Source organism: Methylobacillus draconifructus (assembly GCF_045984355.1).
Taxonomy (GTDB): Bacteria; Pseudomonadota; Gammaproteobacteria; order Burkholderiales; family Methylophilaceae; genus Methylobacillus; species Methylobacillus flagellatus_A.
In genome coordinates, this window is sequence record NZ_JBJQII010000003.1 from 278,344 (window position 1) to 304,033 (window position 25,690).

General features: G+C 57.0%; 24 protein-coding genes. 14 read left to right on the forward strand and 10 right to left on the reverse strand.

The genetic code is table 11. The annotated features are described in order from the left end of the window. Positions 1-8: 8 nt before the first annotated feature. The 5 genes from ACJSDX_RS07810 (at position 9) to ACJSDX_RS07830 (ending at position 3,027) form a co-directional block, all read left to right on the forward strand. Positions 9-296, forward strand: a complete 288-nt coding sequence (locus tag ACJSDX_RS07810) for an integration host factor subunit beta (protein ID WP_407994225.1) — start codon at positions 9-11, stop codon at positions 294-296. Positions 297-407: 111 nt separating this feature from the next. Continuing rightward, positions 408-680: a LapA family protein gene (locus tag ACJSDX_RS07815; protein ID WP_407994226.1), complete on the forward strand. Its 273-nt coding sequence runs from the start codon at positions 408-410 to the stop codon at positions 678-680. A 71-nt stretch (positions 681-751) separates the two neighbouring features. Continuing rightward, entirely contained in the window at positions 752-1,915 is a 1,164-nt protein-coding gene (gene lapB, locus ACJSDX_RS07820) for a lipopolysaccharide assembly protein LapB (RefSeq protein WP_309564863.1), read from the forward strand. Then, on the forward strand, positions 1,912-2,610 hold the full coding sequence (pyrF, locus tag ACJSDX_RS07825; RefSeq protein ID WP_407994227.1) for an orotidine-5'-phosphate decarboxylase: 699 nt from the start codon (positions 1,912-1,914) through the stop codon (positions 2,608-2,610). Before lapB ends, pyrF begins: the two co-directional genes overlap by 4 nt. 117 nt (positions 2,611-2,727) lie before the next feature. Continuing rightward, entirely contained in the window at positions 2,728-3,027 is a 300-nt protein-coding gene (locus ACJSDX_RS07830) for a ComEA family DNA-binding protein (RefSeq protein ID WP_407994228.1), read from the forward strand. A 63-nt stretch (positions 3,028-3,090) separates the two neighbouring features. Here the strand turns inward: ACJSDX_RS07830 and metG are convergent, their stop codons facing one another. Then, a complete protein-coding gene (gene metG / locus ACJSDX_RS07835; protein ID WP_407994229.1) occupies positions 3,091-5,154 on the reverse strand; it encodes a methionine--tRNA ligase in 2,064 nt (687 codons plus the stop codon). Positions 5,155-5,271: 117 nt separating this feature from the next. Between metG and apbC the strand changes: the two genes are divergently transcribed. Then, positions 5,272-6,360, forward strand: coding sequence for an iron-sulfur cluster carrier protein ApbC (gene apbC / locus ACJSDX_RS07840; protein ID WP_407994230.1), 1,089 nt, complete (start codon positions 5,272-5,274; stop codon positions 6,358-6,360). Positions 6,361-6,429: 69 nt separating this feature from the next. Here the strand turns inward: apbC and pgl are convergent, their stop codons facing one another. Beyond that, on the reverse strand, positions 6,430-7,137 hold the full coding sequence (pgl, locus tag ACJSDX_RS07845) for a 6-phosphogluconolactonase (RefSeq protein WP_407994231.1): 708 nt from the start codon (positions 7,135-7,137) through the stop codon (positions 6,430-6,432). A 148-nt stretch (positions 7,138-7,285) separates the two neighbouring features. On the opposite strand from pgl, the gene gnd reads away from it, so the two are divergent. From gnd to ACJSDX_RS07865, 4 genes are all read left to right on the forward strand, one after another. Next, entirely contained in the window at positions 7,286-8,197 is a 912-nt protein-coding gene (gene gnd, locus ACJSDX_RS07850; protein ID WP_309564857.1) for a phosphogluconate dehydrogenase (NAD(+)-dependent, decarboxylating), read from the forward strand. 62 nt (positions 8,198-8,259) lie between these two features. Then, positions 8,260-9,738, forward strand: coding sequence for a glucose-6-phosphate dehydrogenase (gene zwf, locus ACJSDX_RS07855; RefSeq protein ID WP_407994232.1), 1,479 nt, complete (start codon positions 8,260-8,262; stop codon positions 9,736-9,738). Positions 9,739-9,961: 223 nt separating this feature from the next. Beyond that, on the forward strand, positions 9,962-10,528 hold the full coding sequence (gene dcd, locus ACJSDX_RS07860; protein ID WP_309564855.1) for a dCTP deaminase: 567 nt from the start codon (positions 9,962-9,964) through the stop codon (positions 10,526-10,528). Between the two features lie 132 nt (positions 10,529-10,660). Then, positions 10,661-12,901, forward strand: coding sequence for an Orn/Lys/Arg family decarboxylase (locus ACJSDX_RS07865; protein ID WP_309564854.1), 2,241 nt, complete (start codon positions 10,661-10,663; stop codon positions 12,899-12,901). Positions 12,902-12,953: 52 nt separating this feature from the next. Here the strand turns inward: ACJSDX_RS07865 and ACJSDX_RS07870 are convergent, their stop codons facing one another. Further along, positions 12,954-13,439 (reverse strand): dihydrofolate reductase, encoded by a 486-nt coding sequence (locus ACJSDX_RS07870; protein ID WP_407994233.1) that lies wholly within the window; start codon positions 13,437-13,439, stop codon positions 12,954-12,956. A 142-nt stretch (positions 13,440-13,581) separates the two neighbouring features. Here ACJSDX_RS07870 and ACJSDX_RS07875 point away from each other — a divergent pair, with 142 nt between their 5' ends. From ACJSDX_RS07875 to ACJSDX_RS07890, 4 genes are all read left to right on the forward strand, one after another. After that, positions 13,582-15,018 (forward strand): HAMP domain-containing sensor histidine kinase, encoded by a 1,437-nt coding sequence (locus ACJSDX_RS07875; protein ID WP_407994234.1) that lies wholly within the window; start codon positions 13,582-13,584, stop codon positions 15,016-15,018. Continuing rightward, positions 15,015-15,596, forward strand: coding sequence for a hypothetical protein (locus ACJSDX_RS07880; protein ID WP_407994235.1), 582 nt, complete (start codon positions 15,015-15,017; stop codon positions 15,594-15,596). Before ACJSDX_RS07875 ends, ACJSDX_RS07880 begins: the two co-directional genes overlap by 4 nt. Then, complete coding sequence (locus ACJSDX_RS07885; RefSeq protein WP_407994236.1) at positions 15,593-16,963, forward strand: sigma 54-interacting transcriptional regulator; 1,371 nt, start codon at positions 15,593-15,595, stop codon at positions 16,961-16,963. The genes ACJSDX_RS07880 and ACJSDX_RS07885 overlap by 4 nt, the downstream gene beginning before the upstream one ends. 281 nt (positions 16,964-17,244) lie before the next feature. Next, the gene (locus ACJSDX_RS07890; protein WP_309564849.1) at positions 17,245-17,637 is read left to right on the forward strand and encodes a hypothetical protein; all 393 of its coding nucleotides are present in this window, start codon (positions 17,245-17,247) and stop codon (positions 17,635-17,637) included. Between the two features lie 123 nt (positions 17,638-17,760). Here the strand turns inward: ACJSDX_RS07890 and ACJSDX_RS07895 are convergent, their stop codons facing one another. From ACJSDX_RS07895 to ACJSDX_RS07925, 7 genes are all read right to left on the reverse strand, one after another. Beyond that, positions 17,761-17,958, reverse strand: a complete 198-nt coding sequence (locus ACJSDX_RS07895; protein WP_309564848.1) for a YjfB family protein — start codon at positions 17,956-17,958, stop codon at positions 17,761-17,763. Positions 17,959-18,116: 158 nt separating this feature from the next. After that, complete coding sequence (locus tag ACJSDX_RS07900) at positions 18,117-18,641, reverse strand: PepSY domain-containing protein (RefSeq protein WP_407994237.1); 525 nt, start codon at positions 18,639-18,641, stop codon at positions 18,117-18,119. A 96-nt stretch (positions 18,642-18,737) separates the two neighbouring features. Further along, positions 18,738-20,618, reverse strand: coding sequence for a putative bifunctional diguanylate cyclase/phosphodiesterase (locus ACJSDX_RS07905; protein WP_407994238.1), 1,881 nt, complete (start codon positions 20,616-20,618; stop codon positions 18,738-18,740). A gap of 120 nt (positions 20,619-20,738) precedes the next feature. Further along, positions 20,739-21,533 (reverse strand): thymidylate synthase, encoded by a 795-nt coding sequence (locus ACJSDX_RS07910; RefSeq protein WP_407994239.1) that lies wholly within the window; start codon positions 21,531-21,533, stop codon positions 20,739-20,741. A gap of 12 nt (positions 21,534-21,545) precedes the next feature. Beyond that, complete coding sequence (thrC, locus tag ACJSDX_RS07915; protein ID WP_407994240.1) at positions 21,546-22,973, reverse strand: threonine synthase; 1,428 nt, start codon at positions 22,971-22,973, stop codon at positions 21,546-21,548. Between the two features lie 52 nt (positions 22,974-23,025). Then, positions 23,026-24,339, reverse strand: a complete 1,314-nt coding sequence (locus tag ACJSDX_RS07920; protein ID WP_407994241.1) for a homoserine dehydrogenase — start codon at positions 24,337-24,339, stop codon at positions 23,026-23,028. 49 nt (positions 24,340-24,388) lie between these two features. Next, complete coding sequence (locus ACJSDX_RS07925; protein WP_407994242.1) at positions 24,389-25,678, reverse strand: pyridoxal phosphate-dependent aminotransferase; 1,290 nt, start codon at positions 25,676-25,678, stop codon at positions 24,389-24,391. Between the last annotated feature and the right edge of the window lie 12 nt (positions 25,679-25,690).

Genomic DNA, 25,690 nt, shown 5'->3' on the forward strand with positions numbered 1-25,690 from the left:
ATAGCGTCATGACCAAATCGGAGTTGATTGCCAACCTGGCTGCGCGCTTTCCGCAACTGGTCGTCAAGGATGCAGAACTTTCCGTCAAGGCAATCCTTGACTCCATGACGGATAATCTCGCTTCTGGTGAACGCATTGAAATCCGTGGTTTCGGTAGCTTCAGCCTGAACTACCGCCCGCCACGGCTAGGACGCAATCCCAAGACTGGCGAAAAGGTGCAGGTACCCGAGAAACACGTACCTCACTTCAAGGCCGGCAAGGAGTTGCGTGAACGTGTAGACGGCAACAGCAATTAAGCACGCAGACTGCTGTGCTAGGAAAAGCGGTAGCATCATTGATGCTACCGCTTTTTTATTTTTTTACATCAAATCCTGCACGCCTTGGCGATGCTTGGGTAAAATCGGGGCATGCGCACCTTATATACGATACTTGGCGTTTTGCTGTTCATCCTGCTGCTTGGATTTGCCTTCAAGAACGCAGAACCCGTCGAGCTTGCCTATTACCTGGGCTACTCCTGGAAAGCGCCGCTCTCACTCATGCTTCTGATTACATTCTTCAGCGGCATCATTGCCGGCGTCATTGCCTGCCTGGGATCACTGATCAGCCAGCGCCGCAAGCTCCTGGCACTGGAAAAAGAAATCAAGAACCTCAAGATAACCAATACCCAATTAAATAAATAAGAAGCGTATGACTTGTGATGCCATCCCTCGCTGAATGCCTGTCATGTTGACCACAGGCCTGGAAATCAATCATGGAATTTGAATACTGGTGGCTACTCGCCCTTCCCCTCTTCTTCACGCTTGGCTGGCTGGCCGCACGCGTGGACATCAACCAATTGCTGACCGAATCCACCGCCTTGCCCGCAGCCTATTTCAAGGGCTTGAACTTCCTTATCAGCGACCAGCATGACAAGGCGATCGAAGCCTTCATCGAAGCCGTGCAAGCCAATGCCGACTCCATGGAGCTGCATTTCGCGCTGGGCAGCCTGTTCCGCCGCCGTGGCGAGGTAGACCGTGCCATTCACCTGCACCTCAACCTGCTGGAGCGCAAGGAGCTGCCGGACCAGCAGAAGCAGGCTGTCATGGCGGAGCTCGCGCAAGATTACCTCAAGGCCGGCCTGTTCGACCGCGCCGAAGAGCTATTTAGCTCATTGCACGACAGCCGCTACAAGCAGACCGCATTACGCGCGCTGCTGGAAATCTATATCCGCGAGCGCGAATGGCACCATGCCATCAAAAGCGCCATAGAGCTCGAACGCCTGTCCGGCATTTCCTTCCGTAAGGAAGTGGCGCAATTCCACTGTGAAATCGCGATGAAGGCCATTCTTGAGCATGATGCACATAGCGCGCGCCATGAGTTGGAAACGGCAATTGAAGCCGACAAGCGCTGTGTCCGCGCCAACATCATGCTGGGCGATCTCGAGGCCGGCACTGGCAACCACAAACAGGCCATCTCCTTCTGGAAGCGCGTCGAGTTCCAGCGTCCCGAATATCTCGGACTAGTCGCTCCCAAGCTGCTCAACAGCTACAAGGCGTTGAACAGCCTGGATGAGGGCATCGCCCTGCTCAAGGGTTATTTGCAGACATACAAGCTTCCCGCCATCCTCAACCTGGTCTATGAAACCACCTTGAGCGAAGAAGGGGCGGCCAGCGCCGAAGAACTTGCGCGAGAGGAACTGCGCCGCAAACCCAGCCTGCAAACCCTGGACCAATTCCTGCGTGCGCAATCGCTGTTGGAAGGTGCCAACCAGCAGGATGCCTTGCTGATGCAGCAGACCGTACGTTACGCCATTGGCAACCGCAGCGCGCATTACTGCGACCAATGCGGCTTCCGCGCGCGCAACTTCCATTGGCAATGCCCGGCATGCAATGCCTGGGAATCCCTCTCACCCGAAACCAAAGAATCCGCCGTATGACCGACCCCAAGATTATCGTCGCCCTTGACTACGCTGACGCTGCAAGCGCCCTCGGGCTGGCCCGGCAACTCGACCCTACCCTGTGCCGGGTCAAGGTAGGCAAGGAGCTGTTCACGGCTGCCGGCCCGCAACTGGTGGAAGAGCTGGTCAAGCGCGGCTTTGGCGTGTTCCTCGACCTCAAGTTCCACGATATTCCCAACACGGTTGCCAAGGCTTGCGAAGCGGCAAGCAAACTCGGCGTATGGATGCTCAACGTGCATGCTTCAGGCGGTAGCCAGATGATGCAGGCAGCACGCGAGGGCGTTGCCCGCAGCGGCCATTCGCCATTACTGATTGCAGTCACGGTCTTGACCAGTATGAACCAGCAAGGACTGACAGAACTGGGAATTGCTACCCCGCTTGAACAGCATGTGCTGCACCTGGCAGCACTCGCGCAGCAAGCAGGCCTGGACGGCGTTGTCTGCTCCGCCCAGGAAGCCCCTGTGCTGCGCCGGACACTGGGCAATGACTTCCGCCTGGTGACGCCCGGCATCCGCCCTGCCGATGCCGCCATCGACGACCAGTCCCGCGTAGTCACTCCTGCCGATGCGCTGGCACTGGGCTCCAATTATCTGGTGATAGGCCGTCCCATCACCAAGGCTGTCGACCCGTTGGCCGTCCTGCACCATATCCGGGAATCAATCCTGGAAAAATAAGGAAAATCGCTTACAAAAAAACTATACTTTCCTCCAATAGCTTATGCTCAACATGTGGCATATGATGGCTTTTCCCTGGAACAACAGGGTCTTACCAACATTTTAGAGGAGAGCATCATGAAATCTTTGTTGTTTGCAGTCCTGATCTTGTTTGGGTTGACGTTCAATGCCATGGCTGCGGTTGACCTCAACACCGCCTCTGCGGTGGAACTGGAATCGGTAAAAGGCATCGGCCCGGCAAAAGCCCAGGCGATTATCGATTACCGCAAGGCTAACGGCAATTTCAAGTCGGTTGACGACTTGGGCAACGTGAAAGGGTTTGGCAAGAAGAGCGTAGACAACCTGCGCGGTGAGCTTTCCGTCGGTAAAACGCCCAAGGCGGAAAAAGCGACAACGGCGAAAAACGACAAGAAATAAGCGCCGCATTAAAAAGCAAAAGCCCCTTCTTCATAGGGGCTTTTGTTTTACCTGGCAATCTATTTATTTAACGCGCATGCCTGGTTGGGCGCCGCTATCCGGCGAGAGGATAAATGGCCCGCCTCGCTCGTCGCTCGCAGCAAGCACCATGCCTTCCGACAGGCCGAACTTCATCTTGCGCGGGGCAAGGTTTGCCACCATCACGGTCAAGCGCCCCTTCAGGCTTTCAGGATCATAGGCGGACTTGATACCTGCAAAGACTTGGCGCGGCTTTTCCTCGCCAATGTCCAGGCTCAGCTTGAGCAGCTTTTCAGCGCCTTCCACATGCTCGGCATTGACGATGCGTGCAATACGCAAATCCACCTTTGTGAAGTCATCGATGGAAATATAAGCGCCTTCCGATGCCGCCTCCGGCGCTGCCTGTTTCTGCGCTGGCACGGCAGCGGCCTGGGTTTGCAGCGATTCCTTATTCGCTTCGACCATGGCTTCCACATGCTTGGGGTCAATACGGGTTATCAGGTGTTGATAGGCCTGTATCTGGTGGCCGGCCGGCAATGGGCGATCAATATCCGCCCAGGTCAACGGATCGATATTGAGGAATGTCTCGATAGCTTGCGCCAATCCCGGCAATACCGGCTTGAGGTACAAGGTGAGCAGGCGGAAGATTTCCAGGGCGGCAGAGCAGACTTCATGCAGCGCTGCCGTTTGCTCAGGCTGCTTCGCCAACTCCCATGGCGCGTGTTCCGCTACATAGGCATTGGCCTTGTCGGCCAGCGCCATGATGTCGCGCAGCGCGCGTGCGGTATCGCGGTTGTCGAAACTGTCGCGTATGCTGTCCGCGGCGGCGCGCAACTCGGCAATCACCGCGTTCTCGCTCACGGCACCCAGCTTGCTGTCGAAGCGTTTGGCAATAAACCCGGCAGTACGGCTGGCAATGTTGATGTACTTGCCGACCAGGTCGCTGTTCACGCGCGCGACGAAATCCTCCAGGTTGAGGTCGATATCCTCCATGGTGCCGTTGAGCTTGGCCGCATAGTAGTAACGCAGATACTCGGGATTCTTCACATGGTCGAGATAGCTGCGCGCCGTGATGAAGGTGCCGCGCGACTTGGACATTTTCTCGCCGTTCACAGTCAGGAAGCCGTGGGCGAATATCCGCGTGGGCTGGCGGTAACCGGAGAATTTCAATGTAGCGGGCCAGAACAGGGCATGGAAATACAGGATATCCTTGCCGATGAAGTGGTATAGCTCGGCCTGGCTGTCTTGCTTCCAGTACTCGTCGAAATCCAGCCCTTCGCGCGTTGCCAAGTTCTTGAAACTCGCCATGTAGCCGATAGGCGCATCCAGCCAGACATAGAAATACTTGCCCGGCGCATCGGGAATCTCGAAACCGAAGTACGGCGCATCGCGGGAGATATCCCAGTCCGACAGGCCAGAGGCAAACCATTCCCCCATCTTGTTGGCGGCTTCCGGCTGCAAGGTGCCGGAGCGCGTCCATTGCTTGAGGAAATCCTCGCACTCGCTCAGCTTGAAGAAATAATGCTCGGTTTCCTTGCGCACCGGCGTTGCGCCCGACACAGCGGAATAAGGCGCGATCAATTCGGTCGGACTATACGTCGTGCCGCAGGATTCGCAGGAATCTCCATACTGGTCCTTGGCATGGCACTTGGGACATTCGCCCTTGATGAAGCGGTCGGGCAGGAACATGTTCTTGACCGGGTCGTAATACTGCTCAATCGTGCGCGTGGCGATCTTGTCGTTCGCTTTGAGCTCGCGGTAAATCCTGCCGGACAACTCGCGATTTTCCTCGGAGTTGGTGGAATAATAGTTATCGAACGCCACGAGGAAATCGCTGAAGTCCGCATAGTGCTCGGTGTGTACGCGGCCGATCAGCTCCTCCGGCGTGATGCCCTCTTTTTCCGCCCGCAGCATGATGGGCGTGCCATGGGTGTCGTCGGCGCAGACGTAATGCACGGTATGCCCCTGCATCTTCTGGAAACGCACCCAGACGTCGCTCTGGACGTACTCCACCATGTGGCCAAGATGAATGCTGCCATTGGCATAAGGCAAAGCAGAGGTAACCAGTAATTTGCGTGACGCGGTGTTAGCAGGCGTGTTTCCGGACATGATCATCAATCACAAGCGACAAAAGAGAATCTCGCATTCTAGCAAACTGACACGGTTTCACATAAGCAATCCGCATGCGCTAGAATGTCCCATCCAACGAATCTGCAGGAAAACCACATGCCGCTTACCGAATCCCAGGTGCAGGATGCCCTTCGCGCCGTGATTGACCCCAACACCGGCAAAGACTTCGTCGGCAGCAAGTCTGCACGCCAGATTGCCATTGCCGGCAGCCATGTCTCGGTCGATATCGTGCTCGATTACCCGGCACGCAGCGTTCTGGGAGACATCAGGGACTTGGTGACGCAAGCGGTCAAGTCGTTGCCCGACGTAGATACCGTCACGGTGGGCGTCACCAGCCGCATTGTCTCGCACAAGGTGCAACGCGGCGTACAGCTCATCCCCAACGTCAAGAACATCATCGCCGTCGCTTCTGGCAAAGGCGGCGTCGGCAAATCCACCACGGCAGTCAACCTGGCCCTGGCCCTGGCCGCGGAAGGCGCGCGCGTCGGTATTCTTGATGCAGACATCTATGGCCCCTCGCAGCCGCAGATGCTGGGCCTGAGCGGCAAACCAGAAAGCACTGACGGCAAGAGCATGGAGCCGTTGGAACACTACGGAGTCCAGGCCATGTCCATCGGCTTCCTGGTCGATGTCGACACGCCCATGGTCTGGCGCGGCCCGATGGTCGTGGGCGCATTGGAGCAATTGCTGCGCGACACGCGCTGGAAGGACCTGGACTACCTGGTGGTCGACCTGCCCCCGGGCACAGGGGACATCCAGCTCACCCTGGCGCAGAAAGTGCCGGTCACCGGCGCCATCATCGTGACCACCCCGCAGGACATTGCCCTGCTGGATGCACGCAAGGGGCTCAAAATGTTCGAGAAGGTCGGCATTCCCATTCTCGGCATCGTCGAGAACATGAGCACGCATATCTGTTCGCAATGCGGGCATGAAGAGCACATATTCGGCGCCGGGGGCGCCGCCAGGATGTGCGCCGACTACGATACGGAACTATTGGGCAGCCTGCCGCTGGATATCCGCATCCGCGAAGAGACTGACGGCGGCAAGCCCACCGTCGTCGCCGACCCGGCAGGCGAGATTGCCGGCATCTACAAATCGATTGCCCGCCGTGCCGCGGTCAAGCTGGCAGACCTGAGCCAGGATTACAGCAGCAAGTTCCCCAATATCGTGATCCAGAAAACCTGAGGCAGAGACTTCAGGCCCCCCGAAACCATCAAGGCCCTCGCCGGGCCTTGATGGATTGATATGTCAGTTTTATAAATTCACGCCAAAAATGTAGACGTCCACGCCGTTCTTGGGCTTGATCAGGCTAGCCGGGATATGCTCGCCGCGGCGCCAGTTGTCCACGGCTTCCTGCTTGCCCGCGCCGGTGACGAAGAAGATGACTTCCCGTGCCTGGCTCAGGCGCGCGGCGCTGATGGAAACCCGCTCTGGCGGCGGCTTCGGCGCGTCGAACACCGGCACTGCGGACTGTGCGTCATCCCAGCTATGGCCGGGGAACAGGCTGGCGGTATGGCCATCCTCACCCAAGCCCAGCAACACGAGATCGAAGTCGCCCACGGCTGCCAAGGTCTGGTTGTACGCCTGTGCCGCTTCCACCGGGCCGCGCTCCGCTGGAATGTCGTGAATCTGGGATGAGGGAATCGCCACATGCTTGAGCCAGGCTTCATGCGCCATCAGGCTGTTGCGCTCCTCATGCTCAGGTGGCAGGCAACGGTCATCACCGTAGAATACATGCCATTTGCTCCAGTCAGTGTCGATCCTGGGCAGCAACTGGTAGATGCTCTTGGGGGTACTACCGCCGGCGAGCACGATGCTGAACTTGCCATGGCCGGCGATCGCATTGCGCGCAGCCTCTTCGATATGCTCGACGGCGCTGCTGTATAGCGCCTCCTGCGCGCTGTACACCTGCCATCGGCTCACCTGATTATTAATCACCAGGGACTGTGTTGTATTTTGCATGATATAAAACCTTCACGTTATAATTACCGAGCTCTATCTTGAGAATTTTAACATTATCAACCCAGGCCCATCTCACCTAAAACGGTCTTGCCCAAAAGGAAGCGCCTCAAAGTGACGATGGCATGATCCTCATCAAGGAAAAAACTCAATGAAACTCGCAATCATCGGTCTAGGAAAAATGGGCGGCAACATGGCGCGCCGCCTCCTGAAACACGGTATCGAAGTCGTCGGCTTCGACTTCAACCAGGATGCAGTGAACCAGATTTCCCTGACCCACGGCATGGTTCCCGCCACCTCCGTCGCAGATGCGGTGTCCAAGCTGTCGGGCGAACCCAAGAAAATCGTCTGGATCATGCTTCCTAGCGGCGAGATCACCGAAAACCAGATCAAGGACCTGGTGCCACTGCTGGGCAAGGGCGACATCATCGTCGATGGCGGCAACTCAAACTACAAGCATAGCCAACGCCGTGGCGCATGGCTGGCCGAGCATGGCATTGATTTCATTGACTGTGGGACTTCCGGCGGTATCTGGGGTCTGGAGAACGGCTACTGCCTGATGTACGGCGGCACCAAGGAAGCGGCCGATACCATTGAGCCAATTGCCAAGGCGCTGACTCACGAAGATCGTGGCTGGGCTCATGTCGGCCCGATTGGTTCCGGCCACTTCACCAAGATGATCCACAACGGCATCGAGTACGGCATGATGCAGGCGTTTGCCGAAGGCCTGGACCTGCTCAAGGGCAAGGAAGAATTCAACCTCGATCTTGCCCAGATCACCGAACTCTGGCGTCATGGCTCCGTCGTCCGCAGCTGGCTGCTGGACCTGACCGCCGAAGCATTGGCGCATGATCAGGAACTCTCCACGATCGCCCCGTACGTCGCAGACTCCGGCGAAGGCCGTTGGACCGTGGTGGAAGCCGTGGATCAAGGCGTGGCGGCTCCAGTATTGACCGTGGCATTGCAAGCGCGTTTCAGAAGCCAGGACTCCAAAGGCTATAGCTACAAGCTGCTGTCCCTGATGCGCAACGCGTTTGGCGGCCACGCAGTCAAGACCAAGTAATACGCCCAGGCCATGCCCAGGCATGGCCTTTTATGATATCCATCCTATTTAGAGAATACTGAATGAAAGTCATAGACCCCTGTACCCTTGTCCTGTTTGGTGCGAGCGGCAACCTCTCCCGCATCAAGCTCATGCCTGGCCTGTTCCGTCTTGACCAGGCAGGCCGCTTGCCGGAAAAAATGGCCATCCTTTCTGTCGGACGGGGCCAGGTTGCCCGCGAAGCCTGGTTGGCCGACATCAAGGGCATGCTGGATGCCAAGTTTCCCAAGGGCTATGACCAGGCAGTGTTCAAGCGCTTCATCGAGCGCCACCACTACCATGCCAATCCGCCCGATGATGCCACCTCCTTCACCCGCCTGAAGGAGACCTTGTCGAACGAGGCCGTTTTCCCGCAGAACCTGGCTTATTTCCTCTCCGTGCGCCCTTCCGACTTCGCGACCATCGTCGACCAGCTGGCTGGCGTCGGGCTGACCCAGGAAGACAAATACTGGCGTCGCGTCGTCGTGGAAAAGCCGTTCGGCACTGACTTGAAGACCGCGCAGGAGCTGCAATCCTCGATCACCAAGCACCTCAAGGAAAGCCAGATCTACCGCATCGACCATTACCTCGGCAAATCCGCCCTGCAGAACATCATGCTGCAACGTTTTGCCAATGCCATCCTCGAGCCCTTGTGGAACAAGAACTACATCGACCACGTGCAGATCACCAACACCGAACAGCTCGGCGTCGGCGAGCGCACCCAGTTCTACGATGCCACGGGCGCCTTGCGCGACATGATCCAGAGCCACGTACTGCAAACCCTGGCGCTGACCGCCATGGAACAGCCCGCGTCCCTGAGCCCGGATGACATCCGCGCCGAGAAGATCAAGGTGCTGGAAGCCATTCGCCCGATTCCAGTCAACGAACTGGAAAAGAACGCATTCCGTGCGCAATACTCCGCAGGCGAAGTCAAGGGCGAAAAAGTGCCTGGCTACCTGGAAGAACTCGGCGACAATAGCAGCGTGGTGGAAACCTATGCCGCGCTCAAGCTGTTCATCGACAACCCGCGCTGGGAAGGCGTACCTTTCTATATCCGCACTGCCAAGCGCCTGCACGAGGCAGACACCCGCATCGCGATCCGCTTCAAGAAAGCGCCGCTGCAACTGGGCAACGGGCAAGACCAGAACTGGCTCATCATCGGCATCCAACCGCGTGAGTGCATCAAGCTGGAAATCCAGTCCAAGATTCCCGGCCTGGATATCGCCACCCGCACGATCGAGCTCGATGGCGCCAACCGCCAGGAAGGCGATGAAACCATCGACGCCTACGAGGCCTTGCTATTGAACCTGATGGAAGGCGACAACTCGCTCTACCTGCACATCAGCGAGGTGGAAGCCCAGTGGCGCCTGGTCGACCCGGTCATCGAGGCCTGGGCCAAGGACCGCAAGCCTGTGTATCAATACCCTGCCGGCAGCAGCGACCCGGAAGCCTCCAAGGTGATTTTCGAGCACGAAGACCAGTTCTGGCGCTACAGCATCAAGCTGGGCGGCGACAAGCATTAAGAGCGGCTGCAAAACTCTCCTGGCGTTGTTGCTTTGCCTTGTCGTACGACTTTACTGCTTGCGGCAAAGCACCTAGCCAGGAGCGCTTCGCTCAGTTTTGTAACCACTCTAAGCCTTTTTGAATTTTTGACAAACTGATCAAAGCGTAGTGATCCGGATGACTGGCGAGAAAAGCTGGTTATCCGTACACTTCGCTTTTTTGTCTTTCTGACGGAAGAACATAATGAGCATCAAATCCGACAAATGGATACGCCGCATGGCAGAACAGCATGGCATGATCGAGCCATTCGAGCCCAACCTGATCCGTGAGGTCAACGGTCAGAAGATCGTCTCCTACGGCACTTCGAGCTATGGCTACGATATTCGTTGCGCTGATGAATTCAAGGTCTTCACCAATATCAACAGCACGATTGTCGATCCCAAGAATTTCGATCCCAATTCATTTGTCGAATTCAAGAACGATTTCTGCATTATTCCGCCTAACTCATTTGCCTTGGCACGCACGGTCGAGTATTTCCGCATCCCGCGCAGCGTATTGACCGTATGTTTGGGCAAGTCCACCTACGCGCGTTGCGGCATTATTGTCAACGTCACCCCTTTCGAACCGGAATGGGAAGGCTACGTTACATTGGAGTTCAGCAATACCACCCCGCTGCCGGCCAAGATCTATGCCGGCGAAGGTTGTGCCCAGGTGTTGTTCCTCGAATCTGATGAAGAATGCGAGACTTCCTACAAGGACAGGGGCGGCAAGTATCAGGGTCAGGTGGGAGTCACCCTGCCAAAAATCTGACCGCAACACATCGCCCGCGGTCATATTAATCGCGAGTGATTGTGCTATATTGCGCTTTTTTAATGAGGGGTCTGTTGCCAGGTTGTCCGTGAACAGCCTGGCAACAGACCCTGTATGCCTTTAGGAGGCTTCATGAAATTCCGTTTCCCCGTCGTCATCATTGACGAGGACTTCCGCTCAGAAAACTCTTCCGGTCTCGGCATCCGCGTACTTGCCAAGGCGATCGAAGATGAAGGATTCGAGGTGCTGGGCGTCACCAGCTACGGCGACCTGACTTCGTTCGCCCAGCAGCAAAGCCGCGCCTCTGCCTTCATCCTGTCGATAGATGACGAGGAGTTCATCGAGGAATCGCCGGAAGCGCTGGAAAACCTGCGTAATTTCGTGGATGAAATCCGCTTCCGCAACGAGGAAATCCCCATCTTCCTGCATGGCGAAACCCGTACTTCGCGCCATATACCCAATGAAATCCTGCGCGAACTGAATGGCTTCATCCATATGTTCGAAGATACGCCCGAATTCGTCGCGCGCTACATCGTGCGTGAAGCCCGCACCTACCTGGACAGCCTGCCGCCGCCCTTCTTCCGCGCCCTCACCCATTACGCGGCAGACGGCTCATACTCCTGGCACTGTCCCGGTCACTCCGGCGGCGTCGCCTTCCTCAAGTCGCCGGTCGGCCAGATGTTCCACCAGTTCTTCGGCGAAAACATGCTGCGCGCCGACGTCTGCAATGCAGTGGACGAACTGGGGCAACTGCTCGACCACACCGGGCCGGTGGCGGCTTCCGAGCGCAATGCAGCGCGCATCTTCAATTGCGACCACCTCTATTTCGTCACCAACGGCACCTCCACCTCCAACAAGATCGTCTGGAATTCCACCGTGGCGCCAGGCGACGTGGTGATCGTGGACCGCAATTGCCACAAGTCGGTACTGCACTCCATCATCATGACCGGCGCGATCCCGATCTTCCTGATGCCGACCCGCAACCATTTCGGCATCATCGGCCCTATCCCGAAAGAAGAATTCTCCTGGGAAAACATCCAAAAAAAGCTGGAAGCGAATCCTTTCATCGGCGACAAGACTGTCAAGCCGCGCGTGCTGACCATCACCCAGTCCACCTACGACGGCGTGCTCTACAACGTCGAGGAGATCAAGGAAATGCTCGACGGCAAGATCGACACATTGCATTTCGACGAAGCCTGGCTGCCGCACGCCACTTTCCATGATTTCTACGGCGATTACCACGCCATCGGCGCGGATCGCCCACGTTGCAAGGAATCCATGGTATTTTCCACCCAATCCACCCACAAATTGCTCGCCGGCCTGAGCCAGGCATCGCAAATCCTGGTGCAGGACGCGCAGGATATCCAGCTTGATCGCGACCTCTTCAACGAGGCCTATCTCATGCACACGTCGACCAGCCCGCAATACTCCATCATTGCCAGCTGCGATGTCGCCGCGGCCATGATGGAGGCGCCGGGCGGCACCGCCCTGGTGGAGGAGTCCATCATGGAAGCCCTGGATTTCCGCCGCGCCATGCGCAAGGTGGACGAGGAATGGGGCAGCGACTGGTGGTTCAAGGTCTGGGGGCCGGACGACCTCTCCGAGGAAGGCATAGAGGAGCGCGCCGCCTGGATGCTGAAGGCCGGCGAGCGCTGGCACGGCTTCGGCAACCTGGCCGAAGGCTTCAACATGCTGGATCCGATCAAGGCCACCATCATCACGCCGGGACTGGATGTGGATGGCGCGTTCTCCGACGAGATCGGCATTCCCGCCGCCATCGTCACCAAGTACCTGGCCGAACATGGCGTGATTGTGGAAAAAACCGGCCTCTACTCTTTCTTCATCATGTTCACCATCGGCATCACCAAGGGCCGCTGGAATACCATGGTGACGGCCTTGCAGCAGTTCAAGGACGACTACGACAAGAACCAGCCGCTGTGGAAGGTGTTGCCGGAGTTCGTCGCCAAACATCCGCGCTACGAGCGCATCGGCCTGCGCGAATTGTGCACCCAGATCCACGAAATATACAAAGCCAATGACGTGGCGCGCCTGACCACGGAAATGTATCTGTCCAACATGATCCCTGCCATGAAGCCTACCGATGCGTTCGCCAAGGTGGCCCACCGCAAGATCGACCGCGTCCTGATCGACGAACTGGAAGGCCGCATTACCGCGGTGTTGCTGACGCCCTACCCGCCTGGCATTCCGCTGCTGATTCCCGGCGAGCGCTTCAACAAGGTCATCATCAACTACCTGCGTTTCGCGCGCGACTTCAACGAGCGCTTTCCTGGCTTCGAGACCGACGTACACGGACTGGTGAAGGAGGTCGTGGATGGCAAGGCGCGCTACTTTGTGGATTGCGTTGCCAATTGAAACTTAAGCTGAGCCTGCAGGACATGCCGCGGGCTCAGTTATATTTTCCAGGCTATTTCTTGCGTTCGTAGGTCAGGTAGCGGAACGGCACGCCTTTGGCGCTGACCGCTGCTTCGTTTGACACTTCCCGCCAGTCTTGCAAATCGAACTCCGGCAGGAAGGCATCGCCCGCAAACTCGGCGTCAATCTCAGTGATGTAGAGGCGGTCGGCCAGCTTCAATCCCGCCTGGTATAGCTCCGCCCCGCCGATCAGGAATGCCTCGTCGTCATCCGCAGCCAGGTCAATCGCCTGCTCCAAGCTATTGGCAATCACGGCGCCTGGCACCTGGTAATCCTGGTTGCGCGTCACAATGACAGTGGTACGGTCCGGCAGCAAGCGATTGAGCGACTCGTAAGTCTTGCGGCCCATGATGATATGATGCCCCGTGGTCAAGGCGCGGAAACGCTTGAGGTCTTCCGGCAGATGCCAGGGCAAGGTGTTGTTCAGGCCGATGACACGGTTCTGGGCAACAGCGACGATAAGGGATAGATTAGCCATGGCATCATTATACTTGGAGTTGCTTGCCAAGGTTTTGTAGGACAAGCGTATGCCCGTTCTAAATGAGATAGTTTAAGATTAAGGCCGGTTTCCTCCTCCATCATTCAAGCATCGCTAACGATAAAGAAACGGAACACAAGTTTTGCAGATTGCCTACCCAAAATCCTTTCTCAAGCTGCTCTTGATCGGCTTTGCGCTAGCCATGCTGCCGCTGCTGTTCGCGTTTGGCAACGCCGCCCTCTACCTAGACCGGCTCGCCACCCAGAGCCGCGATGCAGTGACGCAGGCAGTGCAGGCCACGCGCGCAAGCCGTGCCCTCGTCGAGCAGATCACTTTCATGGAACGCAGCGCGCGGCAGTATTTCGTGCTGGAAGATGAATCGTTGCTAGAAAACTATGAAAAAGCGCATGAGAAATTTGTCGATTCATGGCAGGACCTGGACCAGCTTCCCATGACCAGCAAGCAGAAGCTTGCCCTGGTCAGGCTCTCTGCCGAGGAGCAATCGCTTTTCCAAAGCGTCGTACAATATCCTAGCGAATCCGCGCCGATCGAAGAAATCGTTGGCCGCTTTGCGGACCTGACAGCCCAAGCCCAAGATATCCTGGATGAAAATAACCGGCAGATAGACCGGGAATCCGCCATCCTCGCCGAAACTGCCGAGCGCACCCAGCAAATCATGCTCTGGCAGACACTCACCTTGATCCCGGTCGCATTGCTGGTCGCACTCATGATCACCTTCCTGCTGGCGCAGCCGATCCGGCGCATGGATGCCGCCATCCGCAAGCTAGGCGAAGGCGACTATACCGAACCCATCAGCATTGACGGGCCCGGCGACCTGCGCAACCTGGGCGAGCGCCTGGACTGGCTGCGGGCGCAACTGAACGAGCTCGACCAGCAAAAGCAACGCTTCCTGCGCAATGTCTCCCATGAGCTGAAAACCCCGCTCACTGCAATCCGGGAAGGCAGCGAACTGCTCAGCGACGAAGTCGGCGGCACCCTAACGCCTCAGCAGCGCGAAATTGCCGGAATCCTGCGTGAAAGCAGCTTAAGGCTGCAAAAAATGATAGAAAACCTGCTGAGTTACACCGCCGTGCAATTTCATGCGCCGCAGCTCAAGTTGGAGCCCGTCGCCCTGACCAAGCTCGCAGAGGAAATCCTGGCAGATTACTCCTTGACCATCAGCAGCAAGAATATCGACATCCAACGGGATTTCTTCCCTACCGAAATCCAGGCAGACCGCGAGAAAATTCATTCCGTGCTGGACAACCTCGTTTCCAATGCCATCAAATACACATCGTCATCCAGTAGCATCCGCATCAGCATCACGCACCAGGCTGACCAGGCCATCATCGAAGTGCATGACGGCGGACCAGGGGTCATGTCTGCCGACAAGGCCAAGCTGTTTGATCCGTTCTACCGTGGCGACAGCGTCTATGAAAGCCTGGTCAGCGGCAGCGGCCTCGGACTGTCAATAGCCAAGGAATACGTTGACGCCCATGGCGGTGAAATCATTTTATTACCTTCAGAACGCGGTGCTCATTTCCGCGTCTCCCTCCCCTTGAAAGCTGCGACCAAATGAACCCGAAATACCTGCTCCCGATTGCAATGACAGGCATGCTGCTCAACGCATGCGCACACCAGGCTAAGCCAACTGCCGCCCCCGGCAGCCAGGAAGCCCTGTCAAGCCAGGCCGCTCAGCCTGCCGTCAACAAAGGACACCATCCTGCCCCCGACTTGCTGGAATTCGTCAGCAATTTTTCCGAGCTGCCATTGGAGTCCCAGAAAAAGGAACTGGCAGAAGCCTTGCAGAAAATCAGCAGCAACAATAACGACTTACATCAGAAAACGCGGCTCGCAATCATCTATGCCATCCCGACCAGCAAGCTGCGCGACCCGCTCAAGGCACAACCCTTGCTTGATGAGTTGGCGCGCGAAAAACGGCTGAGCAAGGAAGAAGGCGCCATTGTGTCCATCCTCCGGGAAAATGCGGCAGAAACCGCCAAGCTCAACCAGCGCCTGCGCGAGGAACTGCGGCGCGCTGAAGAAAACCAGCAAAAAGCCAATGGCCTGCAGCAAAAGCTGGACGAATTAAAGAAAATTGAGAGGACCATGATGCAGAAATCGCTGAAAGATCCGAACCGGAGCAGCAGTAAATGACTGAAGCAGCAAAGAAAATCCTCACCGTTGATGATGACCCCGATATCCTCAAGCTCATGGGCATGCGGCTGCAGGCAGCCGGTTATCAGGTCATAACGGCAACCAACGCGGAGGAAGCACTGTCGCAAATTGCCATCAGCCGGCCTAGCCTTGTCATCACGGATTTACGCATGCCGGGCATGGACGGCCTGGCCTTGTTCGATGTCATCCATCAATCCGATCCCTCCTTGCCCGTGATCATGGTCACGGCCCACGGCTCGATCCCCGAGGCTGTGGACGCCACGCAGCGTGGCGTATTCGGCTTTCTCACCAAGCCGTTCGACAGCAAGTCGTTGCTGCAGCAGGTAGAGGCTGCATTGCGCATCGGCACGGGGTCGCTGCAGCACAACGCGCAGAATGAGGACAACGAATGGCGCAAGAGCATCATCACCCGCAGTCCGCAGATGGAAAACCTGCTCGGGCAAGCCAAGCTCATGGCGATTTCCGATGCCAGCGTGTTTATCCAGGGGGAGAGCGGCACCGGCAAGGAGCTGCTTGCACGCGCCATCCACCACGCCAGCCCGCGCCGGGACAAGCCTTTTGTCGCCATCAATTGCGGCGCCATCCCTGAAGCATTGCTGGAATCAGAACTCTTCGGCCATAGCAAGGGAGCATTTACCGGCGCCCTTCGCGACCACAAGGGGCTGTTCCAGACCGCCGATGGCGGCACCCTGTTCCTGGATGAAATTGGAGACATGCCGCTCCCCTTGCAGGTAAAACTGCTCCGCGCCTTGCAGGAGCGCGCCATCCGGCCTGTAGGCGCCAATGCCAGCATCAATATCGATGTGCGGGTGATTTCGGCGACCCACCGCAACCTTGCGGAGGAAATGAAGTCGGGAAGGTTTCGCGAGGACTTGTACTATCGCATCAACGTAGTCGGCCTTGAAATCCCGGCCCTGGCTGCGCGGCGCGAGGACATCTCCCTATTGGCCAATAACTTCCTCAATGAACTGACCAGCAAATACCGCAAAAAACTCAACGGCTTTGCCCCTGAAGCCTTGGAACTGCTGATTGCCGCGCCATGGCCGGGCAATGTCCGCCAATTGCAGAACATCGTCGAGCAAACGGTAGTGCTCTGTACCACGCCCTTGATCCCGGCCACCTTGGTACAAAAAGCGCTGCAAGAAGACATCGGCGGCATCGTGCCGTTCGAAGTCGCCCGCAAGAACTTTGAGCGCGACTACCTGGTCAAGCTGCTCAAGGCCACCAATGGCGGCGTGACGCAAGCGGCACGCCTGGCCCAACGAAACCGTACCGAGTTCTATAAATTGTTACAGCGCCACCAACTTACGCCGGCGTTGTTCAAAAACGACAACACCCCCAACTGATGTCTCTTTCAGGAGACGTAGCTATTCTTTTATTTTCAATAAGTTAATCAAACAATAAGGATTTTGTCTCACTTTTGAGACAAAATCCTTATGAGAGAATACTCCCAATAAACCCTTATCTATTTGATTATTAAAAGTTTAATTAAGTTGGCACACTCTTCGCTATATAGTCATTAAATATTTCGGCTGCATACACCAAGCAAAATCAATAGTCGGAGATGTAAAGTATGGGATCCAATATCAAGAAAACGCACCCTATGGTTCTGGTCGCTGCAACGGCCATGACGATATTCAGCCTGGTTGGAAGCGCCGCGATTACCGGTCTGATTCCTGTCGCGCATACCTATCGTCCTGACCTGGCGCAGGAATTGATTACCGATCCCAATGCAGCCATGGTGATCAGCAACACGCTCAACCAGGGGATGGAAAATTCCCGCGAGAGCGAGCCAGTCCGCTCCACCTGCACGGACTGCGGCATTATTGTGTCGATCCGTTCTTTCGAGAACAATATGGCAGACAGTTACAAGATGAATGAAAAAGTTGCTGGCGCAACTTATCTTATCAAGGTCAAGATGGGTGATGGACACTTTCATACCATTACCCAGTACAGTACGCCGCGCTACTCCGTGGGAGACAATGTCAAGCTCAAGAGTGGCCGGTTAGTGAGTGCATAGCATGTATTGAATCTCCAAGCTCCTCATAGCAGGCCTTTATCCTCCCCGAGAAGGTCTGCTTTTTTTCTTCAAAAAATAAAGCCCTGCAAAAGCAGGGCTTTATTTTTGTCTTGGCTTAAATTGTCAAGCCGTCGTATTCACGTTTTGTCCCAGGTGCGCTGGCAAATTGGCGGCAGGAGGTGAAGGCAATGCCTCCAGCAAAGCCAAGGCATTGGCCGAGCTAATATCCAAGGCCTTTTTCAATACCGTCGTCCCGACTTCCTGCTGCAAGCGCGTAGCCGCAAGGTCGGTGGCGACACTGGCAATTGCATTGACATCCATTGTGGTTCCCATCAATAACTTCGATATATTGATTAACGGCTCCCCAGAGCGGAAGTTAAGCCTTGCCTGCCAACTTTCTGGTTTCCATTCCATTAATAACAGGCAAAAAAAACGCCCCCGAAGGAGCGTTGTCGACTGTCCGTCCAGTCAAAAACCCATTATTCCTTGCCGATCTGGTAGAACTCTTGGTGGGATTCCACGATCTTGCCGCTAGTTGCGTCTACTTCAACCTTGAATTCCTTGCCATCCTTGGTCTTGATATCGAATTCGTAGGAGGCAGCGCCATTCTCCTCGATCTCATACTCAACCTCGATAATTTCGCCAGGATGTGCAGCCAGCGCTGTCTTGCGTGCGTCAGCTTCGCTTACCTTTTGCTTGGCCTTGAAAAGGGGATGGTCTGCAGAATCGACTTCCTGCTCCACTTCCACGATCTTGCCGGTGTTAGCATCGCATTCTACATCCCAAGCGCTACCATCGCTAGACTCAATATCAAATTCATAGACTGGCGTCTTGCCTTCGAGCTTGTACTCCACCTTCACCACGGTACCCTGCTTGGTCTTGAGCGCGGCTTCCAGACAGGTTTCCAGGCTTACCTTGCCCTTAGGAAAGTGATGGTCGGCAAACGCCAGGCTGCTGGATACGGCCAAGGCCAGCGCGCTAATCGCAACGACGGTTTTTCCCATAATTAAGCTCCATGTAGTCATTATCTAATGTTGCAATTATAAATGAAGAAGCAAGAGCTGGGAGAAACTCCCTATTTATTTAGGATTAAATCACAATTAAATTTGCCGTGCCTTGCTTGCCAGGGCGATTTCCGTCATATGGGTTGCATCCATCGGGTGGCTGAACAAATAGCCTTGCACCATGTCGCTCCCCTGCTCCAGCAGGAATTGCAGCTGAGCCTTAGTCTCCACCCCTTCTGCCACCACTTCGAGCTTCAGGCTGTGCGCCATTTGGATGGTGGCCGTCGTAATCGCAACATCATCGGCATCGTATGGAATATCCCGGATAAAACTGCGATCGATCTTGAGGCGGCTGACCGGAAAACGCTTGAGATACGCCATTGAGGAATAGCCTGTGCCAAAATCATCGATTGCCAGGTGCATGCCCATGGCCTTCAGGTCCATCAGACGGGCAGTCGTTACTTCCGCATCTTCCATCAGCACGGTTTCAGTAATTTCCAGCTCCAGCAAACTGCTATCCATGCCAGTTTGCTCAATGATCTTGGTCACGGCCTGCACCAAGTTCTCCTGGCGGAACTGACGGCCCGAGAGGTTGACGCTCATGCGCAGCGCCACTCCCATCTCTTTCCATTCCATGGCCTGCTTGCAGGCCTCTCGCAACACCCACTCACCAATGCGCACGATCAGGCCGGTTTCTTCTGCGATCGGAATAAAACTGCTTGGATACAAGATGCCGCGTTGCGGATGATGCCAGCGTATCAAGGCTTCTACGCCGACCAGCTTGCGGCCCGGCAGGCTGAACTGCGGCTGGTAGTAGAGTTCGAACTGCCTTTCTTCCAACGCAACGCGCATTTCCGTCTCGAGGATCAAGCGTGTCGAGCTTTTATGATGCATTTCTGCCGAGAACATCTGGAAGTTGTTCTTGCCGCGGCTCTTGGCGTAATACATGGCTGCATCGGCATCACGCAGCAGATGGGCGGCGTCATCCCCGTCGTATGGATAGATGCTCGCGCCGATGCTGACGCCGATATAGAAGTTCCGCTCATTCATTACGATAGGCTGTGTCAGCGCCCGGATGAAGCGGTTGGCGACGGCCTCCACGTTCTCGACATCGGCCGGCTGGTTGAGGATCATGGCAAACTCATCCCCTCCTACACGGTAGACCGTGTCTTTCTTGCCCGCAGCAGACACCAAGCGCTGCGCGACCAGATGCAATAATCTGTCGCCGACATCATGGCCGAGGGTATCGTTGATGACCTTGAAATCATCCAGATCGAACACCAGCAATGCCAATACGCCATGACGATGGCGCGCTTCGTCCAACAATGCATGGAATCGCCGGTTGAAAGCATGACGGTTAGGAAGGTCGGTCACCGTATCGTAATTGGCGAGAAAGCCGGCACGCTCCTCGGCCTTCAGCATTGCACGCTGCAGTCGGCTCAACAACAAGGCGGCAGCAAACAAGGTGACCAGCATCACCGTCACTGTGGTGCCGATGTACCAAAGCAGCTGGCGATACAGCCCCTTCATGTTGGATCGCATATACAGCACGCCAATCTGCATGTCGTCAGATATCACGGGCTGCCATATTTCGATCTTCTGTAAATCCGCCTGGCGCTGGGCCTGGGCCACGACCATCATGTCGAACGGGCGCAACAGGCTGCCAGGCCGCACATATTCGGCAAAACGATTTTGCTGCATGTCATATAGCATCGCCGTATCTATCTCCGGCGCTTCGGCCAGGCTGGCGAGCACTTCAGAGGCCACTTCCCGCTCCCCGCGCACCAGCGCCTGTGCAATATTGCCCGCCATGATGCGCATCTGGATCTGCATGGTGACGGCCATATTGTGCCTGAGCGAAGCATATTCCATGCTGATGAGTGTCACGGTGGCAATCAACAGTGCCAGGCCGACCGCCAGGATGTGCGCCACACGCAGTTTGGGCGGCACAGGTTGATGATGTGCGGAATTAACCATGAAACACTACGACCATGAATCGATAACGCTGACAGATTGATACGGAAAATAAACGCGCAACCATCGGCGCCCGCATCGCAACAGCATGAAGGGAGAACAACATAGAGTCAAACCAGGGAATTACACTGCGACAGGCGCCTTGATGGCAGGGTGAGACTGATAATTTTCCAGCGAGAAATCCTCGAAGCGGAAACCAAAAATATCCTTCACTTCGGGATTGATCCTCATCACAGGCAGAGGATAAGGCTCGCGCGATAATTGCTCTTTCACTTGCTCGAGGTGGTTGAGGTAGATATGCGCATCGCCCAGGGTATGCACGAAATCGCCAAGCTTGAGTCCGCACACCTGCGCCACCATCATGGTGAGCAAGGCATAGGAGGCAATATTGAACGGCACGCCGAGGAAGATATCGGCGCTGCGCTGATACAGCTGGCAAGAGAGCTTGCCGTCCGCCACATAGAACTGGAAGAACGCATGGCAAGGCGGCAGCTTCATCTTGTCGACATCGGCCACGTTCCATGCCGACACGATCAGGCGGCGCGAGTCTGGGTTGCGCTTGATCGCCTCGACCACCTGGCTGATCTGGTCGATATGGCCGCCATCCGGCGTCGGCCAGCTACGCCATTGGTAGCCATAGACCGGGCCCAGGTTGCCCTGCTCGTCCGCCCATTCATCCCAGATGCTGACGCCGTTTTCCTTGAGATAAGCGATATTGGTGCTGCCCTGCAGGAACCAGAGCAACTCATGGATGATGGACTTCAGGTGCACTTTCTTGGTGGTAAGCAGCGGAAAGCCCTCGGCCAGGTCGAAGCGCATCTGGTAACCGAACACCGAGAAGGTGCCGGTGCCGGTACGGTCTTCCTTCTTGTGGCCGTGCTCCAGTACTTGGCGCATCAAGTCGTGATAGACCTTCATGACATCTCCCGATCAAATATGCTCAACAATGAACTGCTTGATGGCGGCGGCATCGGCCTCCATCACTTCAAAGCGCTGCGGCAGGGCTTCCAGCCCTTCGAGGCTCTGTGGGCGCTCTGGCTTCTGTCCCAATGCCTCGACGATCGCATCCTCGAACTTGGCCGGCAATGCGGTTTCCAGCACCAGCATCGGGATGCCTGCCTCGCGGTGCTCCAGCGCCACCTTGAGGCCGTCCGCGGTATGGGTGTCGATAGTCACCTGGTAGCGCTCATGCGTCGCCTTGATGGTCTGCATGCGGTTGGCGTGGTTGCTGCTGCCGGAAACGAAGCCGTAATCAGCCACCTTGGCGAACCAGCCGCCTTCATTGAGGTCGAAGCTGCCTCCCGCATCCACCTTGCCCCAGAGCTCGCGTACCTTGTCAGCGTCGCGGCCTACCAGGTCGAAAACGAAGCGTTCGAAATTGGACGCCTTGGAAATATCCATCGAGGGACTGGAAGTATGGTAGGTGTTGGCTGAGCCGCGCGGACGGTAGACGCCGGTCTTGAAAAACTCGTCCAGCACGTCGTTCTCGTTGGTCGCCACAACCAGCTTGGCAATCGGCAAGCCCATCATGCGGGCGATATGCCCGGCGCAGACATTGCCGAAGTTGCCGGAAGGCACGGCGAAGCTGACTTGCTGCGCATTGTCCGCGGTCACGGCGAAATAGCCCTTGAAGTAATACACCACCTGGGCCGCCACGCGCGCCCAGTTGATGGAGTTCACCGCGCCGATCTTGTTCTTTGCCTTGAAGGCATGGTCGTTGGACACTGCCTTGACGATGTCCTGGCAGTCGTCGAACACGCCCTTGACCGCGATATTGAAGATATTGTCGTCCTGCAGGCTGAACATCTGCGCGGTCTGGAAACGGCTCATCTTCTGGTGCGGCGAAAGCATGAACACCTTGACGCCCCGCTTGCCGCGCATGGCGTATTCCGCCGCGGAGCCGGTGTCGCCGGAGGTCGCGCCGAGGATGTTGGTAGTCTCGCCTTTTTGCGCCAGCACGTATTCGAACAGGTTGCCCAGCAACTGCATCGCCATGTCCTTGAACGCCAGGGTCGGGCCGTTGGACAGCGACAGCAGGTACAGGCCGTCCTCCAGCTTGTAGGTAGGCGTAATGTCCTCGGCATTCTGGCCCGGGCGCGCATAGGCATACACATCCGCGCGATAGGTCTTGTCGACGATGGCGCGCAGGTCGTCAGCGGGGATGTCGTCGATCAGGCGCGAGAGGATGGCGAACGCCAGGTCGCGGTAATTCATGCCGCGCATCGCATTCAGTTCGTCCTGGCTGAATTGCGGATATTGCTCGGGCAGGTAGAGGCCGCCGTCGGGCGCCAGGCCGCCAAGCAGGATTTCGGTAAACGACTGTGCGGGCGACTGCCCGCGGGTGGAAACGTATTTCATGGCACAACTGATGCAGCAGGCTGCTATGCCTGCCTGCAACCCTTTCCTCAAGTTATCGGCTTAGCTCTTCCATGCGCAAGCGGGTCACGCTGCCGGAAATGGCAGGCAATGCCTCGATGGCGGCAATCGCGTCATCCATGTTCTTCTCGACCGTGACATGGGTCAGGATGATGATGTCGGCCTGGTCCTCGCCCTCTTGCGGTTCCTTCTGGATCATCGCATCGATCGAAATCTGGCGGTCGCCCAGGATGCGGGTCACATCGGCCAGCACGCCCGGCTTGTCCACCGCGCGCAGGCGCAGGTAATAGGCGCTGCTCACCTCGCCGATAGCGAGGATCGGCAGGTCCACGAGCTGGTCGGGCTGGAAAGCCAGGTGCGGCACGCGCTGGTGCACGTCGGTGGTATGCGTGCGCGTCACGTCGACGATGTCCGCAACCACGGCGCTCGCGGTGGGCTCGGCACCCGCTCCCGCGCCGTAATACAAGGTGGGACCGACTGCATCGCCCTTCACCAGCACGGCATTCATGGCGCCGTTGACATTGGCGATCAGGCGCTTCTCGGGAATCAAGGTCGGATGCACGCGCAATTCCACGCCCTTGCTGGTGCGCTTGGTGATGCCGAGCAGCTTGACGCGGTAGCCCAGCTCCTCCGCATAGCGAATGTCGATGGAGTCCAGCTTGGTGATGCCTTCGACATAGGCCTTGTCGAACTGCATCGGGATGCCGAAGCCGATCGCGGCCAGGATCATGAGCTTGTGCGCGGCGTCCACGCCCTCGACGTCGAAGGTCGGGTCGGCCTCGGCATAGCCCAGGCGCTGCGCCTCCTTGAGCACGTCGGCAAAGGCCAGGCCCTTTTCGCGCATTTCCGAGAGGATGAAATTGGTGGTGCCGTTGATGATGCCCGCGATCCACTCGATGCGGTTGGCGGCCAGCCCTTCGCGCACGGCCTTGATGATGGGGATACCGCCCGCCACGGCCGCCTCGAATGCGACAATCACGCCCTTCTGCTGCGCAGCGGCGAAAATCTCGTTGCCATGCAGCGCGATCAGCGCCTTGTTGGCGGTGACCACGTGCTTGCCGTTCTCGATCGCCTTCATCACCAGTTCGCGCGCAATGGTGTAACCGCCGATCAGTTCGACCACGATGTCGATGTCCGGATCTGCCACCACGGCGAATGCATCGTCGGTGACGTCAATCTGGCCTCCTGTTACCTTGCGGGCCAATTCCAGGTTGCGGTCGGCGACGCGCGTTATGGCAATTGGGCGGCCGGCACGGCGTGCGATTTCTTCCTGGTTGCGTGTAAGAACGGTATAGGTGCCGCCACCGACAGTACCGATGCCGAGCAGGCCAACATTGATGGGTTTCATTCAGTTTCCAGTTATCTTGCTTTTCAATCTTGTATCAAGATCCGCGCGGTCATGCCGTCGCGTTCTGCGGTCTTGCTTGCGTGTCTTTCGAGGCTTTGCCGTCCACCACGGTGAGGGTGCTGTGCTGCTTGCGGTAGTTTTCCAGGAAGCGGGCGATGCGGGTAAAGGCTTCGGTGAGGTCATCCACGTTCGGCAGGAATACGACGCGGAAATGGTCCGGCGCGCGCCAGTTGAAGCCCGTACCCTGCACCAGCAAGACCTTTTCCTCCAGCAACAGGTCGAGGATGAATTGCTGGTCGTCCTCAATGGGATATATCTTGGGATCGAGGCGCGGGAACAGGTACAGGCCGGCCTTGGGCTTGACGCAGCTCACGCCGGGAATGTCGGTCAGCATCTTGTAGGCAAGGTCGCGCTGCTTGCACAAGCGGCCGCTAGGCGCCACGAGGTCGTCTATGCTCTGGTAGCCGCCCAGCGCGGTCTGGATCGCCAGTTGCCCGGGCACGTTGGCACAGAGGCGCATCGAGGCCAGCATATTGAGGCCCTCGATATAATCCTTGGCATGGCGCTTCTCGCCCGAGATCACCAGCCAGCCGGCGCGGTAGCCGCAGGTGCGGTAGTTCTTGGACAAGCCGTTGAAAGTCACGAACAGCACGTCATCGGCCAATGAGGCGATCGAGGTATGGGTATTGCCGTCGAACAGCACCTTGTCATAGATTTCGTCAGCGAAAATCACCAGGCCGTGGTGGCGCGCGATCTCGATGATGCCTTCCAGCGTTTCACGCGGGTACAAAGCACCGGTCGGGTTATTCGGGTTGATGATGACGATACCGCGCGTATTCGCCGTGATCTTGTTCTCAATATCCTTGAGATCGGGCAGCCAGCCGGTCTGCTCGTCGCAGACGTAATGACGCGCAGTGCCGCCCGCCAGGTTCACGGCCGCGGTCCACAACGGATAATCCGGCATCGGCACCAGCACCTGGTCGCCATTGTTGAGCAAGGCCTGCATGGCCATGACGATCAGCTCGGAAACGCCGTTGCCGATAATGATGTCGTCTATGGTCACGCCCTGGATGTTCTTCTGCTGGGTGTAATGCATGATCGCCTTGCGCGCGGCGAACAGGCCCTTGGAATCCGTATAGCCGGAGGCGGAATCCATGTTGCGGATCACGTCCTGCAGGATTTCCTCGGGGGCGGCAAAGCCAAAAGGCGCAGGATTGCCGATATTGAGCTTGATGATGCGGTGCCCGTCCTCCTCCATCTGGCGCGCTCGGTCCAGCACTGGGCCACGGATGTCGTAGCATACGTTGCTGAGCTTGCTGGACTTGGAGATTTCTTGCATGGCGGCCTGCAG

Bases quoted from the DNA above. Each gene is read 5' to 3' on its own strand.
- ACJSDX_RS07810 (WP_407994225.1), top strand. From the start codon at position 9: ATGACCAAATCGGAGTTGATTGCCAACCTGGCTGCGCGCTTTCCGCAA.
- ACJSDX_RS07815 (WP_407994226.1), top strand. From the start codon at position 408: ATGCGCACCTTATATACGATACTTGGCGTTTTGCTGTTCATCCTGCTG.
- lapB (WP_309564863.1), top strand. From the start codon at position 752: ATGGAATTTGAATACTGGTGGCTACTCGCCCTTCCCCTCTTCTTCACG.
- pyrF (WP_407994227.1), top strand. From the start codon at position 1,912: ATGACCGACCCCAAGATTATCGTCGCCCTTGACTACGCTGACGCTGCA.
- ACJSDX_RS07830 (WP_407994228.1), top strand. From the start codon at position 2,728: ATGAAATCTTTGTTGTTTGCAGTCCTGATCTTGTTTGGGTTGACGTTC.
- metG (WP_407994229.1), bottom strand. From the start codon at position 5,154: ATGTCCGGAAACACGCCTGCTAACACCGCGTCACGCAAATTACTGGTT.
- apbC (WP_407994230.1), top strand. From the start codon at position 5,272: ATGCCGCTTACCGAATCCCAGGTGCAGGATGCCCTTCGCGCCGTGATT.
- pgl (WP_407994231.1), bottom strand. From the start codon at position 7,137: ATGCAAAATACAACACAGTCCCTGGTGATTAATAATCAGGTGAGCCGA.
- gnd (WP_309564857.1), top strand. From the start codon at position 7,286: ATGAAACTCGCAATCATCGGTCTAGGAAAAATGGGCGGCAACATGGCG.
- zwf (WP_407994232.1), top strand. From the start codon at position 8,260: ATGAAAGTCATAGACCCCTGTACCCTTGTCCTGTTTGGTGCGAGCGGC.
- dcd (WP_309564855.1), top strand. From the start codon at position 9,962: ATGAGCATCAAATCCGACAAATGGATACGCCGCATGGCAGAACAGCAT.
- ACJSDX_RS07865 (WP_309564854.1), top strand. From the start codon at position 10,661: ATGAAATTCCGTTTCCCCGTCGTCATCATTGACGAGGACTTCCGCTCA.
- ACJSDX_RS07870 (WP_407994233.1), bottom strand. From the start codon at position 13,439: ATGGCTAATCTATCCCTTATCGTCGCTGTTGCCCAGAACCGTGTCATC.
- ACJSDX_RS07880 (WP_407994235.1), top strand. From the start codon at position 15,015: ATGAACCCGAAATACCTGCTCCCGATTGCAATGACAGGCATGCTGCTC.
- ACJSDX_RS07885 (WP_407994236.1), top strand. From the start codon at position 15,593: ATGACTGAAGCAGCAAAGAAAATCCTCACCGTTGATGATGACCCCGAT.
- ACJSDX_RS07890 (WP_309564849.1), top strand. From the start codon at position 17,245: ATGACGATATTCAGCCTGGTTGGAAGCGCCGCGATTACCGGTCTGATT.
- ACJSDX_RS07895 (WP_309564848.1), bottom strand. From the start codon at position 17,958: ATGGATGTCAATGCAATTGCCAGTGTCGCCACCGACCTTGCGGCTACG.
- ACJSDX_RS07900 (WP_407994237.1), bottom strand. From the start codon at position 18,641: ATGGGAAAAACCGTCGTTGCGATTAGCGCGCTGGCCTTGGCCGTATCC.
- ACJSDX_RS07905 (WP_407994238.1), bottom strand. From the start codon at position 20,618: ATGGTTAATTCCGCACATCATCAACCTGTGCCGCCCAAACTGCGTGTG.
- ACJSDX_RS07910 (WP_407994239.1), bottom strand. From the start codon at position 21,533: ATGAAGGTCTATCACGACTTGATGCGCCAAGTACTGGAGCACGGCCAC.
- thrC (WP_407994240.1), bottom strand. From the start codon at position 22,973: ATGAAATACGTTTCCACCCGCGGGCAGTCGCCCGCACAGTCGTTTACC.
- ACJSDX_RS07920 (WP_407994241.1), bottom strand. From the start codon at position 24,339: ATGAAACCCATCAATGTTGGCCTGCTCGGCATCGGTACTGTCGGTGGC.
- ACJSDX_RS07925 (WP_407994242.1), bottom strand. From the start codon at position 25,678: ATGCAAGAAATCTCCAAGTCCAGCAAGCTCAGCAACGTATGCTACGAC.